Below are 14,009 nucleotides of genomic sequence, written 5' to 3'. Positions count from 1 at the left end.
GTAACATCAACGCTCGTTGGCCTGGTTGGCGCAGGGGCAGGGTTGCCAACAAGCAGGAAAACTCTTGAGATTACAGACTTGGCCTTGCCTTGAGGTTTAGCGTTAGCCCCTGGGGCCAGCCTTTCAACTATCGCTCCCTATCAGTACGGGTTAGCAGTTCGGGTAGATGAACACTCGCTATCAATCTTAGCCAATCGTGGGTCTGCCCCTCAGCATTCCCCCAGCAACTCTTTCTTTCTCTTAGCAATGAAGCTGGTCTAGCAGTGTAGCAAGTCATACATCTGCTTGCCCACAGCGGCCTGGGCGCGAACGCTATAGTGGAACCCAGCCCTGTTCCTCCCCCGTGCCCTATGCTGCTGCACCTCTGCACCTGGCCAGAAGTTGAGGCCTACCTGAATGACTCCACAGGCATCATTCTGCCGATTGGCTCGACCGAACAGCACGGCCCCACCGGATTGATTGGCACCGATGCGATCTGTGCCGAGGTGGTGGCCAAAGGGGTCGGCGAGGCCGCCAATGCCCTGGTTGGCCCCACGATTAACGTGGGCATGGCCCTGCACCACACCGCCTTCCCCGGCTCCATGACCCTGCGGCCCAGCACCCTAATTGCCGTCATTCAGGACTACCTGACGCCGCTGGTGCGCTACGGCTTTACCCGCTTCTTCTTTATCAATGGCCACGGCGGCAACATTGCCACCCTCAAGTCTGCCTTTGCCGAAACCTACACGGCTCTGGCCAGCGATCGCATTCCCAACGCCGAGCGGGTGCGCTGCACCACGGCCAACTGGTTCATGGCCAAGTCGGTGTATACCCTGGCGAAAGAACTCTACGGCGATCAGGAGGGCTCCCACGCTACCCCCAGCGAAGTGGCGCTGACGCAGTACGCCTACCCCGATTTCATTAAGCACGCCCCGCTGGAGCCCCAGGTCGCTCCCCGAGGGCACGCCATTTATAGCCCCACCGACTTTCGCCAGCACTACCCCGATGGCCGCATGGGGTCGAACCCGGCCCTGGCCACCCCAGAGCACGGGCAGCAGCTCTATGAGGCGGCGGTGAAAGACCTGACCAGCGACTATCTGGCGTTTCTGGCGGCGGAGTGAGGACTATGCTCAAGAGCCTTTACGACAGCGACTTTTACGCCTGGACCCAGCAGCAGGCGAAGCTTTTGCGCAGCGCGCAGCTCGACGAGTTGGACACCCTGCATGTAGCCGAAGAACTTGAAGCTATGGGACGCAGCGAAAAGCGGGAATTGGCCAGTCGTTTAGAAGTGTTGCTGATGCATCTACTCAAATGGTGCTATCAGCCCAACCTGCGATCGCGCAGCTGGCAGCTCACCATCAAGGAACAACGCCTACGTCTAGCGGCACACCTGGCAGAAAATCCTAGCCTCAAGGCCCTGTTGCTAGATTACCTAGACAGCGCCTATCAGCTTGCCGTAGTCAGCGCCGAGCGAGAAACCGGCCTTGACCGTTTCCCCGATCGCTGCCCTTACACTCTTGATCAGGTCTTCGATCCGACCTTTTTGCCAGAGGCCTGATCCTCAGCACACCATCCTCCGGTGCAACTAGGGGAATGCATTCTGCAATGCCTTTTACAAGGATTCTGGTATTTGCCAGTGCGAGTTTACCAAGCTAGTCAGCACGTGGTCTTGCCACTGACCATTGATAAACAGGTAGTCGCGGGCTATGCCCTCGATTTGAAAGCCCAGGCGCTTGAGCACGTTGGCGCTGCGGTGGTTGTGGGGCAGGTAGTTGGCCATCAGGCGGTGCAGGTTTAGCTCATCGAAGGCGTAGGCAATTAGCCGCTGGCCCGCTTCGGTCATGTAGCCCTGGCCCTGGTGTTGCGCCGAGAGGCCGTACCCGAGGGTGGCTCCGTAGAGGGCTCCTCGCACGATGGTATTGAGGTTGATGGTGCCAATCAGCTCCTCGGGCTCAGCCTGCCGAAATATCAGCAGCTTGACCGCAAACCCATTGCGAAAGTCACTTTCGCGAGAGGCCAGCACAGATTGCCAAAATTCCTGAGTGTAAAAGTTAGCTGGGCGCTGCGGCTCGAAGGGTTCTAGATAGGCGCGGTTGAGCTGGTAGTACTCCAAAATTGCCGGAATATCGGCTGGCATACCCAGGCGCAGCAAAAGGCGCTCAGTCTTTAGCTCTGGCCGTCTTGTGATCATCGCTGCCCATAGAAGTGGCCCACCCAGGTTTGAATTGAGCAAAGCGGATCATCCCGTGGTGAGGAAGGCATTGCTATGGTGCCATAGGGGCGGGGGGATGGGTAGATGGGTAGGTGGGGAGATGGGGAAGGTGAGGAAATGAGGAGGGTGGGGAGATGGGGAAGGTGAGGGGATGAGGGAGATGAGGGGATGGGGGAGATGAGGGGGATGGGTAGTTTCGGGATAGTATAGGGTCTGCAAATTTGGGGATGAGAGAGCTATGGCGCGCCTGGCACTGTTGAGCGTATCCGATAAAACCGGGCTGTTGGAACTGGCCAAAGCCCTGGTCGAAGAGTTTGGCTTTGACCTGATTAGCAGCGGCGGTACGGCAAAGGCGATCGCCGCCGCAGGTCTCCCTGTCACCAAAGTGTCAGACTACACCGGCTCACCCGAAATTCTCGGCGGGCGCGTCAAGACGCTGCACCCCAAAATTCACGGCGGCATCTTGGCGCGGCAAGATCTGGCGGAAGACCAGCGAGATTTGGCTGACAACGGCATTCGCCCGCTGGATCTGGTGGTGGTGAACCTCTACCCCTTTGAGCAGACGATCGCGAAAGACGGCGTGACCATGGCCGATGCGATCGAAAACATCGACATTGGCGGGCCAACGCTGCTGCGGGCGGCGGCGAAGAACCACGCCTACCTGACGGTGCTGTGCAGCGCCGAGCAGTATGAACCTTACCTGGAGGCGCTGCGAGCGAGCGAGGGACAAGTCCCCTTAGCGTTTAGGCAGGAATGTGCGCGGGCGGCGTTTTGGCATACGGCCAGCTACGACCAGGCGATCGCCACCTACCTGACCGCATCCACCAGCGCAGCCGATGCGCTGCCCCAGCAGTGGGCGCTGACGGGTCGCCAGCAGGCCACCCTGCGCTACGGCGAAAACCCCCACCAGGCGGCGGCTTGGTACAGAACCGGGTCAATTCCTACCGGTTGGGCCGGGGCCGAGCAGCTCCAGGGTAAAGAGCTGAGCTACAACAACCTGGTCGATCTCGAAGCGGCGCGGCGCATTATTGCCGAGTTCCCTGCCGATCGCCCTGCGGCTGCCGTGCTCAAGCACACCAACCCCTGCGGCGTCGCGATGGGCGACGACTTGGCCACCGCCTACCGCCGCGCCTACGATGCCGATGATGTTTCGGCCTTTGGCGGTATTGTGGCGCTGAATCGCGCCATTGATGCCGACACCGCCCAGCAGCTGACGGGTACGTTTTTAGAATGTATTGTTGCGCCAGGGTGCGACGGTGCGGCGCGTGAGATTCTGGCCAAAAAGCAGAACCTGCGGGTGCTGGTGCTGGAGGATTTGCTGACGGGGCCAAAGCAGGGGGTGACTGCGATCGCGGGCGGCTTCTTGCTCCAGGCCCCCGATACCTACCGCGATGACCCGGCTACCTGGCAGATCGTCACCGAGGCTAAACCCAGCGAGGCCGAGCTAGCCGAAATGCTGTTTGCCTGGCGCGTGGTCAAGCATGTGAAATCGAATGCGATCGTGGTGACTCACCAGCAGCAGACCCTCGGCATTGGCGCTGGGCAGATGAATCGAGTGGGCTCGGTCAGCATTGCCCTGGCCCAGGCGGGCGAAAAAGCTCAGGGTGCCGTACTCGCCAGCGACGGCTTCTTCCCCTTCGACGATTCTGTCCGCACCGCCGCTGCTGCAGGCATTCGCGCTCTGGTGCAGCCCGGCGGCAGCCGCCGCGATGACGATTCGATCAAAGCCGCCAACGAGCTGGGTCTGATTATGGCGATGACCGGCGTGCGGCACTTCTTGCACTAGGAAATATCAAGCGGTGCATCGCTGCGCGGATGCACCCTACGGCTGCTCAATTCACCTTGGCCTCCCCAGATGGCCTGGGCAAACACCGTAAAGCGGCCTGGCTACGCCTATGCCCCTACGCAAGCACCCTGTTACCCATCCGCCCATCCACCCCCTTTCTCCCTACGGGAGACGCTAACGCGTTGGCGAAGCCTGTCTACAGGACAAACGACTCCGCTCCCCCTTCGACTCCGCTCCCCCTTCGACTCCGCTCAGGGTCCGTCACCCATCCACCCGCCTACTCACCCACGCACCTACTCCCGACTGATCTCAGCCTCAGCGGCTCCCTCCGGCACCGGGTCGTAGCCGCCGGGGTGAAAGGGGTGACAGCGCGTGATTCGTCGCGCCGCTAGCCAGCTCCCTTTCGCCGGGCCAAACCGTTCGATCGCGGTCAGCGCGTACTGCGAACAGGTGGGCGTAAACCGACAGGTGGGCGGAAACAGCGGCGAAATCAGCCGTCGATAGCCGTGAATGAGCAGAAGAAGAAGTTGCTTCATGGCTTCATTCTATCGAGTGGCTTTCTCGGCGGAGACCGATGGCTTCGACTTCGCTCAGCCACCGACTGATGGCTTTCTCGACGGAGACCGATGGCTTCGACTTCGCTCAGCCACCGACTGATGGCTTTCTCGACGGAGACCGATGGCTTCGACTTCGCTCAGCTACCGACTGATGGCTGAGCGGAGTCGAAGCCCTGTGTTTCTGTAAGGGAGAAGGCCAGCTTGCTCAATAGTCCAGCATCAGGGTGTTGTAGTCGTCGGGCGCTGAGGTGCTGCGCTCCGGCAGGTACACATTGGCGGTGGGGGCAAAGCTCAGGCCCTGCGGTCTAGTGGCAGTCGGAGGGGATTGAGCCGGCTGGCGCAGGATGGCGGCCTGGGCATCTAGGCCTTCGGTTTCCCGGTTGATTTCGGCCAGGCGATCGCACAGTCGCTGCCGCCGTTCGTCGATGTACTCCAGCTCTTGCTGAAGGCGCTTTTTCTCGACGGTGAGCTTGTACATGTCGAGGTACTGGGCGGCCTCGGTTTGGGGCCGTGGCATGGTGCTCACTTTAGGAAAAATTCTGCGGGGGGCGCGTTTGCTGGTCATAACAGTCTCCGGGGCGGGCCTAGACTTTACAGGGCTAGATTGCCCGCTGAGTGGCGCAAATTCCCACTGGCTGACAATTTGTAGCAATGGCGCTATGCCTCAGCTAGCGCGTGGGCTACCGCATAGGCCACATCGATCGCCACATTGTCACCTTCTTGGTTGGTCGCAGCCGCAATTGTGGTGGGGTAACCCGCCAGCGATGAGAAGTGAAAAGCTGCGATCGAGTAACCTGGCCCGCCCCCGCTGTGCCCCGCGACCTGGCCGTAGGAAGAGTCAGTATCCATAAATAGCCCTAAACCGCAGCCCACGTTCTGCAAGGGTGAATGCGCCCCCAGGCTGTGAACTGGCTGAGCCATCCTATTCACCAGGGACAAATCCAGAATTTGCCCGGTAAATAGCGCGTCTATCATGGCGGCCAGTTCTGCGGCGGTAGATACGACCACGCCGTGCGACACCCAGCCGGGATGGTAGCGCTGGGCCATATTGACCAATGCGTCGCCGCCAAAGGCTCGGGTGTAGCCAGGCGTCAGGGTGGCTGCGTCTTCCAAGGAGGTGGCGACAAAGGTGTGCTTCAGCCCCAGAGGGGTAAAGAACAGCGCGTCTAAAATGGCCTGCAGCGATCGCCCCGTGGTTTGCTCCAGCAGCGTTTTTAGCGCCAGGTAGCCAACGTTGGAGTACGACCAGCCCGTTCCCGGTGCAAACAGCAGTGCGCGGGTGCGGGCTACATTCAAATAATCGTCAAACGACCAGGGAAACCCAGGGGAAACTTTCACGGCGTCGTGATAGGCCGGTAACCCGCCGTAGTCGGGCAGCCCGCTGGTGTGGCTCAAAATCTGGCGTAGGGTAATGGGCGTGTCCACCGGAAAATCTGGCCAGTACTGCTGAATCGGGGCATCCAAATCGAGCTTTCCGGCCTTTACCTGGTGTAGGACTGCGGCTGCAATCAGGGTTTTGGTGACGCTGTAGATGTAGAAGGAGGCATCGACGGACAGCGGTACGGTGCGCTGTAGGTCGCGATCGCCAATGCTAGTTTCGAGGGCAAGCTGTCCGTCGATGTAGGCCGCGATCGCCGCTCCCGGCAGCCCAGCGTCGCGCAGTATTTGGCCAACCGCTGCCCTCAACTGTCCTAAGATATCCCTCACATCTCTGGAAAAATAGACGGCGAAAACATCTTCAGCATGGCGTTGTAGTGCGGGTCATAGTACTGCACATTGATAGACCCCACGCAGGCCGAAAGCTCCTGGTCGAGCAGGTTCACCATCAGTCGCACCAGGCCCCAGTTCACTTTCAGTGTGGGGTACAGCATCACGCAGAGCGGGAAGAGTTCCTGGGCGATCGCAGAGATATTGTTCTCCAGCATGCAGGTCCACAGGTAAATTTGAAACATTTCCACATCGCGGATGCTGGAGGTGCGGACAGTGGCGCTGCTCAGGGAGCCGGTATAGCTGGCGTATTCAGGACACAGCTTAATTACCTGATTCACAATGCTCTTGGCAATGCGGCTGGTGGCAGGTAGCGCCAGCCGCACAGTCTCTAAACGAGGATGGTGGTAATCGTATTTGGCGGCAGCGGTGTAGGCCCGGTGCAGAGGCATGTACAGCAGATCATCGACCACCTTAAAGTAGCTTTGCAGCGTCTGACGCTCGGTTTCGACGGCTTCTGCCGACAGCAGTTGACCGCAGTAGTGAAACTGCATACTGACAAACCCAATCACTCTGGGGTCAACCGCCGTGTGTTTTTGGCGAATAGTGCCCAGCCGCTTTGAAGCGGCTACCGAAAATCGCTGAGGCGTAACACCCTTGGCGTAGGCGGCCAGCGCTTCTTCGTAAACTAGATGAACATCCTTAGAAATGGTCCAGGGATCAACTAAATCAGGGCTAATCTGGTGTCGCCTAATTTCGTGGGCCAACAACATTTCTGTTTTATTCCAGGCTCGGGCGCTGACCGATCGCAGAATGTCAATCAATTTTTGAGCCACATTCAGTCTGGTTTGCGACTGATCTAAATGCCGCAGCACCTGGTCTTGACGGTGCAGATCTTTGATGTATTTCTTGGCCCAAACTTCTGAAAGAGAGAGCACTTCAGACTTGTCTGGAGCATCGCCTTTGTTTAGTAAATCAACTTTTGGGCGGGCTGACGCTGAAAAGTTTGTCACCATAGGAACACAACAACGACGTTAGGGAACGGCTGGAACGAAGATAAAAGCCATATTAAGCCCAGAAGGATGAGCGAACTGAATGCGATCCCGGAAAAAGGGAGATCGAAGTTACTAAACTTTAGTATTCGCAATCTTTTGCAAGGAATCGCAACATACGAAACGCGGTTTGCAGATTTTGGACTGCGATCGCGATCAGAGCCGTTCTGCCTCGGTGCAGAGCTGTTGCCAGACGCCTTGAGTAAAGGCAGAATTTGCTCTCCGCCTGCCGCAGCAAGAACTGTGACCCAGCGGCTCTCAGCTCTATACCCTTGGCGCAGGCTTGAGCATAGATTACTCGTGAGAACCGTTATTCTGAAAGACGTAAGGCGTTGCGGCAGGAGCAAACTATGGGCCTCTTTGAAGACCTGAGCCGATTTCTCGAAACCCGGCTCGACGAATTTCTTAAGGCCAACCCCCACCTAGAACTCTGGGGCCTGGAGGACCAGCTGCGGGGCCAGGAGCAAGACGCGATCCACCTCTTGGGCGATCTCAAGCGCCGCGAAAAGCAGCTCGAAGACAGCATTCTCGCCACGGCGCAAGACATTCAGCGCTGGCACAGCCGCATTCAGCATGCCCAGGCTGCCAACCGCCTCGACCTGGTAAAAGCGGCCCAGGAGCGCGAGGCTACGCTGCTGCGCCAGGGCAACCAGTACTGGGGCCAGCTGAAGGGGGTGAAAGACCAGATCGGGCAAACCCGCACTCTGCAAAAAAATATCCACGATCGCCGCCGCGAACTCAAGGCCAAAATTGCCGAAAGCCAGGCTCAGCGGACCGCCCAGCGCACCAGCTGGGATACCGGCTGGGCCAAGACCACCTTCGATGGGTTTGGTCGCGATCCTATGGATCCGTTAGAGGAGTCGTTTCAGCGCTGGGAGACAGAGCAGGAGCTGGAGGAGCTGAAGCGGTCGATGGGGCGGTGAGGAAGGTGAGGGGGTGGGGAAGTGCAAAATTCAAAGTGCAAAATTTTGTTCGCGCAGCGTCTCTGGAGGAGAAATTCTCAATTTTGAATTCATCCATCTCCACTCTACGAGAAGCCGCTCCACGTCTACACCCGAGATCCCTTTATCTCCCCATTTCCTCATCCCCTCATCCCCTCAGCATCTTTGCTCCCCTGCGGTTTCTTGATCTCAAACGAAATCGAATTTGTTCTGCGACTGCCTTTGGGCGGCGGAACTGAAGCGGCGACCGTTGTACTGGGTGGCGGCGAAGCCGTTGGCAGCGGTGGAGCCTCGGCTTTGGCCGCGATCGCGCCCAGGCCGGGCCAGTGGCGGTAGTTGGAGGCGACAGCCAGGCCAATGCCGCCTACCACGGTCAGCGGCAGCGATAGTTCAGCGCTGCCTACCCAGGGCAGCTGCCCCAGCCATTGGGCGGTTTCGGCCCCAAAGAACAGGATTAGAAAGCAAACTAGCCAGAGCTTCATAGCAGCCAAACAGGTTCTTCAGACAGCTTGCCCAAGAGCAGGACGCTCAAGCGCAGCATAGAAACGTCTAACAATCGCAGCGATCGCTATAAATCATTCAGGGGTCAACTATTGGACTATCTATATAGATCCTAAGGCAGATTAATTATGGCCTAAGGGCAGAGTTTTGCTGCTGTGATTAATTGCGGCCAGAATCGGACATCTTTCTTAAGAAAAAGGCATCTCTGGCTCTCCGATCGCCAAAATAGCCTTGAGGCAAGCCTTTTGAGGCATCGAGGTGCCGCTTTGACGGGCTCTGGCGGGGGCTATTGGCGGGGCGATCGCGCTTCTCAGGCCTCAGCTTTGCTACGACGCCGACTTTTCCTTGGGGAACGGTATGTCAGAATGTAAGCGGTTTTTTGCCAACTCACTCAAGCTCTTGGAGTAGGCAGTCAAGATGAATTCTGTAGACACGCTTTATCAATACGCCTGGCTGATACCAGTGCTGCCGCTGATTGGGGCAACCATTGTCGGCGTGGGGTTAATTTCCTACGGCGAGGCTACCAGCAAGCTCAGGCAGCCTTCAGCGGCGCTCATTGTCTCCCTCACCGGGGCGGCAATGGTGTTGTCATTTTTAATTTTTTGGAGCCAGTGGCAGGGGCACGCCCCCTACCAGGCTATGTTTGAGTGGGCCTCGGCGGGCGACTTTCGCATTGAGATGGGCTATACCATCGATCACCTGGCGGCGCTGATGCTGGTGGTGGTCACCACCGTCGCCTTTCTGGTGATGATCTACACCGATGGCTACATGGCCCACGACCCGGGCTATGTGCGGTTCTACGCCTACCTCAGCCTGTTCAGCTCCTCGATGCTGGGGCTGGTGATTAGCCCCAACCTGCTCCAGGTCTACGTGTTTTGGGAGCTAGTAGGGATGTGTTCCTACTTGCTAATTGGCTTCTGGTACAACCGCAAGCCCGCCGCCGATGCCTGCCAAAAGGCATTTGTTACCAACCGGGTCGGCGACTTTGGCCTGCTGCTGGGCCTGCTGGGCCTGTTTTGGGCCACCGGCAGCTTCGACTTTGGTGTTATGGGTGAGCGGCTCACCGAGCTGGTGAATGTGGGCAGCCTGCCCGCCAGCATTGCCGCTGTCTTTGCCATTCTGGTGTTCATGGGGCCGGTGGCCAAGTCGGCCCAGTTTCCGCTCCACGTGTGGCTGCCCGACGCTATGGAAGGCCCCACCCCCATCTCGGCGCTGATTCACGCGGCGACGATGGTGGCGGCGGGGGTGTTCCTGGTGGCGCGCATGTACCCCGTGTTCGAGCACATTCCTGCGGTAATGACCGTAATTGCCTACACCGGGGCGTTTACCGCCTTTATGGGCGCGACCATCGCCATTACCCAAAACGACATTAAGAAAGGGCTGGCCTTTTCGACCATGTCGCAGCTGGGCTACATGGTGATGGCGATGGGTGTGGGGGCCTACAGCGCCGGTCTGTTTCACCTGATGACCCACGCCTACTTCAAGGCCATGCTCTTTTTGGGCTCTGGCTCCGTCATTCACGGTATGGAGGCGGTGGTGGGCCACGACCCGGCCCTGGCTCAAGATATGCGCCTGATGGGCGGCCTGCGCAAGTACATGCCCGTTACGGCCATTACTTTTTTGATTGGCACCCTGGCGATTTCCGGTATTCCCCCCTTTGCCGGTTTCTGGTCGAAGGATGAAATTCTGGGGGCTACCTTTGCCGTTAACCCTGCCCTCTGGGCAGTGGGCTGGCTGACGGCGGGGATCACCGCCTTCTACATGTTTCGCATGTACTTCTCGACCTTTGAGGGCAGCTTTCGCGGCAACGACGAAGGCATTCGCCGCGACCTGAAGCGGGCGCAGCTTCAAAAAATGGGCGCATCCCTCGGCCCTGGGGCAATGAATCCTCAGGAACTCACCCTGGATGCAGACCATGACGATCACGACGATCATCATCACGCCCACGAGCCCCACGAGTCGCCCCTGTCGATGACCTTTCCGCTACTGGCGCTGGCGGTGCCCTCGGTACTGGTGGGCCTGGTGGGTACACCCTTTGCCAACTACTTTGAGGCTTTCATCCATCCCCCTGGGGAAGTTGTAGAAGCCCTGGAGTCGGCTGAGGCCTTTGACTGGAACGAGTTTGTGCTGATGGCGGGTAGCTCGGTTGCGATCGCCACTGTCGGCATCATCATCTCGCTGCTGATGTACCGCACTAAGGCGATTGACCCGAAGGCGATCGCCGCCAAGATCCCCTTCCTGTACAACCTGTCGCTGAACAAGTGGTACATCGACGACATCTACGACGTCGTCTTTGTGCAGGGCAGCCGCAAGCTAGCCAAGCAGGTGCTCGAAATCGACATCCGCATCGTTGATGGCATCGTCAACCTGGCGGGCCTGGTCACCCTGGTGACAGGCGAAGGGTTGAAATACCTGGAAAATGGCCGCGCCCAGTTCTACGCGCTGATCGTGTTTGGCGCGGTGCTGGGGCTGGTTTTGCTCTCGGGAGTGACGTAAGGGTGTGAGAGTGGATGGGTGTATGGGTTCTGATGCCGTACTGCTTAATGCTTTAAGCTTCACAGACCCCCTTGCCCATCCACCCACCTACATCACCCACTCATCCACTTTTTTCTTCCCTTCGTATAAAAACTCGTTTAATTTTCTCTCCCCCTTAATTGCTTACCCTTAGAGTCATAGCTAAGCCCCGTTTTTGCCCCTTTTGATACCGCGACGAGAAGCTCTATGGATCCCGCGACTTTTCCCTGGTTGACTGTCGTTACGCTGCTGCCGCTGGTGGCCTGCATAGCGATCCCGTTTTTGCCCGACGACAACGGCAAGACGGTGCGCTGGTACGCCCTCTCGGTAGGCCTGATCGACTTCGTGTTGATTGTGACCGCCTTTTACCTCAACTACGATTTTGGTCAACCCGGTCTACAGCTGGTCGAGAGCTACACCTGGGTACCCCAACTCGACCTCAAGTGGTCGCTGGGGGTCGATGGTCTCTCGATGCCCCTGGTGCTGCTGACCGGCTTTATCACCACGTTGGCCACCCTGGCGGCCTGGCCGGTGACACTCAAGCCCAAGTTCTTTTACTTTCTGCTGCTGGCCATGTACAGCGGCCAGATTGGGGTGTTTGCCGTGCAGGATATGCTGCTGTTCTTCCTGTTTTGGGAACTGGAGCTGATTCCGGTGTACCTGCTGCTGTCGATTTGGGGCGGCAAGAAGCGGCTGTACGCGGCGACCAAGTTCATTCTTTATACGGCGGGTGGGTCGCTGTTTATTCTGGTGGCGGCCCTGGCGATGGCCTTCTACGGCGATACCATTACCTTTGACATGCAGCTGCTGGCCGAGAAGGTCTACCCGCTGCGGCTACAGCTGTTGCTCTACGCCGCATTTTTGATTGCTTACGCGGTCAAGCTGCCGATTATTCCGCTGCACACCTGGCTGCCCGATGCCCACGGTGAGGCGACGGCTCCGGTACACATGCTGCTGGCCGGCATTCTGCTGAAGATGGGGGGCTACGCCCTGATTCGCATGAACCTGGGCATGCTGCCCGATGCCCACACCTACTTCGCTCCCATTCTGGTCATTTTGGGCTGCGTGAATATCATCTATGCGGCGCTGACCTCCTTTGCCCAGCGCAACCTGAAGCGCAAGATTGCCTACTCCTCGATTTCGCACATGGGCTTTGTGCTGATCGGAATCGCCTCGTTTACCAACCTGGGCCTGAGCGGCGCGGTGCTGCAAATGGTCTCCCACGGGTTGATTGGGGCCAGCCTGTTCTTTTTGGTGGGGGCCACCTACGATCGCACCCACACCCTGATCTTGGATGAGATGGGCGGCGTGGGCAAAAAGATGCCCAAGATTTTTGCCATGTTTACCACCTGCTCGCTGGCCTCGCTGGCGCTGCCGGGCATGAGCGGCTTTGTGGCCGAGCTAATGGTGTTTGTGGGCTTTGCCACGAGCGACGCCTACAGCTTTACCTTCCGGCTGATTGCTGTCATCTTTATGGCGATCGGGGTAATTCTCACGCCCATCTACCTGCTGTCGATGCTGCGGGAGATTTTCTACGGTCCCGAAAACAAAGAGCTGGTGGAGCACGAAGTGCTGGCCGATGCTGAGCCCCGCGAGGTGTTTATCATCGCCTGTCTGCTGGTGCCGATCATTGGCTTTGGCTTCTACCCCAAGATGCTGACCCAAATCTACGACGCCACTACCCAGAGGCTGACGGCGCGGCTGGGCGATGTGTTTGTCAGCAGCGCCGGTACTGAGAGCGCTGTGCCGCTAGCCGCCCTGCCCGTGCTCAAGGCACCATCGGTGAGCCAGTAGAGCCTCCGCCTCAACAAATACAACTCTCTTCTGAGCGAGCAGACAAGTCCTCCCCCTAAATCTAGGGGGAGGACTTGTTATTGCTGGGACGTTGCCAGGTGCGCAAGCGCCCCAGTGCGGCGTCAAGCCTAAAAACTAGGGTTCCTGTGGTTGGTGCAGTGGAACCCAGCAGCAGTCAGCCTTGTTGGGTTTTGCTGACGCGCCACCCAACCTGCAACGTTAGGAGTGACAGACTACTGGTTACGAGGACGTCTACTTGTCGGGAAGGCTGGGCTGAGCCATGCTGGGCTCAACGGTGACGTTGGTAGGCCCTGGTGCCGTGATTGTAACCGTGGATGGGCCACCTGTAGCCCCCTCGTAGGAGATGGCGCTGCCGTTGGCAATGCCCTGAGACAGGCCTGCGTTGCTGAACTCTAGGTTGGTATTAGAGGCAAAGGCTTCGGTGTAGACGCCGCCGTTGTTGCTGATGGCAGAGCTAAAGGTGTAGGTATCGCTTAGCGCCGTAGACAGCGTGAGGCTGCTAACCGCGCCGTTAGGAGCCAGAGTAAAGCCAACCGAGGTGGAAATTTGAGAGGGTATTTCTTGCGCCTGGATAGGGTTGGCAAAACTAGCGATCGCAAGGGTTGCAAACACACTTAAAACGTTGATCTGAGACATTGAGAAAGCTCCTTTTGAGAACCGAAAAGCGATTTTAGTAGCGCTGCAAAAGCTCGACGCGCTGCTTGATAGACGTTAAAAACCCAAGCTGTTTGATGAATGCCTGAGAATGTATCTAAGTTTTTGGGTACTGGTAGTGCGCTTCCCACTGACTAACTTAAGGGCTGCGGGACATTTTTTTCGTAAAGGAACCAAAAAACATCGGTGAGTTCCGCAAAGATTAGCTCTTTCCCATGAAGATAGTGTGAAACAGAAAATTCTTGCGGATCTTGTTTTTGCTGGACTGAAAGACTGAGCGTTAGGCGACAA

At 57.9% G+C, this 14,009-nt stretch carries 13 protein-coding genes; 6 read left to right on the top strand and 7 right to left on the bottom strand.

The genetic code is table 11. The annotated features are described in order from the left end of the window. Positions 1–350: 350 nt before the first annotated feature. Both ACQ4N7_RS05805 and ACQ4N7_RS05800 read left to right on the top strand, forming a co-directional pair. Positions 351–1,100 (top strand): creatininase family protein, encoded by a 750-nt coding sequence (locus ACQ4N7_RS05805; RefSeq protein ID WP_430710663.1) that lies wholly within the window; start codon positions 351–353, stop codon positions 1,098–1,100. Positions 1,101–1,105: 5 nt separating this feature from the next. Then, the gene (locus ACQ4N7_RS05800; protein ID WP_430710661.1) at positions 1,106–1,537 is read left to right on the top strand and encodes a DUF29 domain-containing protein; all 432 of its coding nucleotides are present in this window, start codon (positions 1,106–1,108) and stop codon (positions 1,535–1,537) included. A gap of 54 nt (positions 1,538–1,591) precedes the next feature. Here the strand turns inward: ACQ4N7_RS05800 and ACQ4N7_RS05795 are convergent, their stop codons facing one another. Further along, a complete protein-coding gene (locus ACQ4N7_RS05795) occupies positions 1,592–2,170 on the bottom strand; it encodes a GNAT family N-acetyltransferase (protein ID WP_430710660.1) in 579 nt (192 codons plus the stop codon). 259 nt (positions 2,171–2,429) lie between these two features. Here ACQ4N7_RS05795 and purH point away from each other — a divergent pair, with 259 nt between their 5' ends. Further along, positions 2,430–3,977 (top strand): bifunctional phosphoribosylaminoimidazolecarboxamide formyltransferase/IMP cyclohydrolase, encoded by a 1,548-nt coding sequence (gene purH, locus ACQ4N7_RS05790; protein WP_430710659.1) that lies wholly within the window; start codon positions 2,430–2,432, stop codon positions 3,975–3,977. A 293-nt stretch (positions 3,978–4,270) separates the two neighbouring features. On the opposite strand, the gene yidD is transcribed toward purH, so the two are convergent. From yidD to ACQ4N7_RS05770, 4 genes are all read right to left on the bottom strand, one after another. Next, a complete protein-coding gene (yidD, locus tag ACQ4N7_RS05785) occupies positions 4,271–4,513 on the bottom strand; it encodes a membrane protein insertion efficiency factor YidD (protein ID WP_430710658.1) in 243 nt (80 codons plus the stop codon). A gap of 226 nt (positions 4,514–4,739) precedes the next feature. Beyond that, the gene (locus ACQ4N7_RS05780; RefSeq protein WP_430710657.1) at positions 4,740–5,099 is read right to left on the bottom strand and encodes a hypothetical protein; all 360 of its coding nucleotides are present in this window, start codon (positions 5,097–5,099) and stop codon (positions 4,740–4,742) included. Between the two features lie 92 nt (positions 5,100–5,191). Next, complete coding sequence (locus ACQ4N7_RS05775; protein WP_430710656.1) at positions 5,192–6,241, bottom strand: serine hydrolase domain-containing protein; 1,050 nt, start codon at positions 6,239–6,241, stop codon at positions 5,192–5,194. After that, entirely contained in the window at positions 6,238–7,257 is a 1,020-nt protein-coding gene (locus tag ACQ4N7_RS05770) for a hypothetical protein (RefSeq protein ID WP_430710654.1), read from the bottom strand. The genes ACQ4N7_RS05775 and ACQ4N7_RS05770 overlap by 4 nt, the downstream gene beginning before the upstream one ends. 386 nt (positions 7,258–7,643) lie before the next feature. On the opposite strand from ACQ4N7_RS05770, the gene ACQ4N7_RS05765 reads away from it, so the two are divergent. Then, positions 7,644–8,216 (top strand): TIGR04376 family protein, encoded by a 573-nt coding sequence (locus tag ACQ4N7_RS05765; protein WP_430710653.1) that lies wholly within the window; start codon positions 7,644–7,646, stop codon positions 8,214–8,216. A gap of 158 nt (positions 8,217–8,374) precedes the next feature. Here ACQ4N7_RS05765 and ACQ4N7_RS05760 read toward each other — a convergent pair whose 3' ends face one another. Further along, on the bottom strand, positions 8,375–8,716 hold the full coding sequence (locus tag ACQ4N7_RS05760; RefSeq protein WP_430710652.1) for a hypothetical protein: 342 nt from the start codon (positions 8,714–8,716) through the stop codon (positions 8,375–8,377). 436 nt (positions 8,717–9,152) lie between these two features. Between ACQ4N7_RS05760 and ACQ4N7_RS05755 the strand changes: the two genes are divergently transcribed. After that, a complete protein-coding gene (locus tag ACQ4N7_RS05755) occupies positions 9,153–11,231 on the top strand; it encodes an NAD(P)H-quinone oxidoreductase subunit 5 (RefSeq protein ID WP_430710650.1) in 2,079 nt (692 codons plus the stop codon). Positions 11,232–11,456: 225 nt separating this feature from the next. Further along, on the top strand, positions 11,457–13,043 hold the full coding sequence (locus ACQ4N7_RS05750) for an NAD(P)H-quinone oxidoreductase subunit 4 (RefSeq protein WP_430710649.1): 1,587 nt from the start codon (positions 11,457–11,459) through the stop codon (positions 13,041–13,043). 252 nt (positions 13,044–13,295) lie between these two features. Here the strand turns inward: ACQ4N7_RS05750 and ACQ4N7_RS05745 are convergent, their stop codons facing one another. Continuing rightward, entirely contained in the window at positions 13,296–13,700 is a 405-nt protein-coding gene (locus ACQ4N7_RS05745; protein WP_430710648.1) for a hypothetical protein, read from the bottom strand. Positions 13,701–14,009: the final 309 nt, after the last annotated feature.

It is taken from the genome of Nodosilinea sp. AN01ver1, from assembly GCF_050565655.1.
In the GTDB taxonomy this organism is placed as follows: domain Bacteria; phylum Cyanobacteriota; class Cyanobacteriia; order Phormidesmidales; family Phormidesmidaceae; genus Nodosilinea.
This window is presented reverse-complemented; position numbering and strand designations above follow the sequence as displayed.

Bases quoted from the DNA above. Each gene is read 5' to 3' on its own strand.
- ACQ4N7_RS05805 (WP_430710663.1), top strand. From the start codon at position 351: ATGCTGCTGCACCTCTGCACCTGGCCAGAAGTTGAGGCCTACCTGAAT.
- ACQ4N7_RS05800 (WP_430710661.1), top strand. From the start codon at position 1,106: ATGCTCAAGAGCCTTTACGACAGCGACTTTTACGCCTGGACCCAGCAG.
- ACQ4N7_RS05795 (WP_430710660.1), bottom strand. From the start codon at position 2,170: ATGATCACAAGACGGCCAGAGCTAAAGACTGAGCGCCTTTTGCTGCGC.
- purH (WP_430710659.1), top strand. From the start codon at position 2,430: ATGGCGCGCCTGGCACTGTTGAGCGTATCCGATAAAACCGGGCTGTTG.
- yidD (WP_430710658.1), bottom strand. From the start codon at position 4,513: ATGAAGCAACTTCTTCTTCTGCTCATTCACGGCTATCGACGGCTGATT.
- ACQ4N7_RS05780 (WP_430710657.1), bottom strand. From the start codon at position 5,099: ATGACCAGCAAACGCGCCCCCCGCAGAATTTTTCCTAAAGTGAGCACC.
- ACQ4N7_RS05770 (WP_430710654.1), bottom strand. From the start codon at position 7,257: ATGGTGACAAACTTTTCAGCGTCAGCCCGCCCAAAAGTTGATTTACTA.
- ACQ4N7_RS05765 (WP_430710653.1), top strand. From the start codon at position 7,644: ATGGGCCTCTTTGAAGACCTGAGCCGATTTCTCGAAACCCGGCTCGAC.
- ACQ4N7_RS05760 (WP_430710652.1), bottom strand. From the start codon at position 8,716: ATGAAGCTCTGGCTAGTTTGCTTTCTAATCCTGTTCTTTGGGGCCGAA.
- ACQ4N7_RS05755 (WP_430710650.1), top strand. From the start codon at position 9,153: ATGAATTCTGTAGACACGCTTTATCAATACGCCTGGCTGATACCAGTG.
- ACQ4N7_RS05750 (WP_430710649.1), top strand. From the start codon at position 11,457: ATGGATCCCGCGACTTTTCCCTGGTTGACTGTCGTTACGCTGCTGCCG.
- ACQ4N7_RS05745 (WP_430710648.1), bottom strand. From the start codon at position 13,700: ATGTCTCAGATCAACGTTTTAAGTGTGTTTGCAACCCTTGCGATCGCT.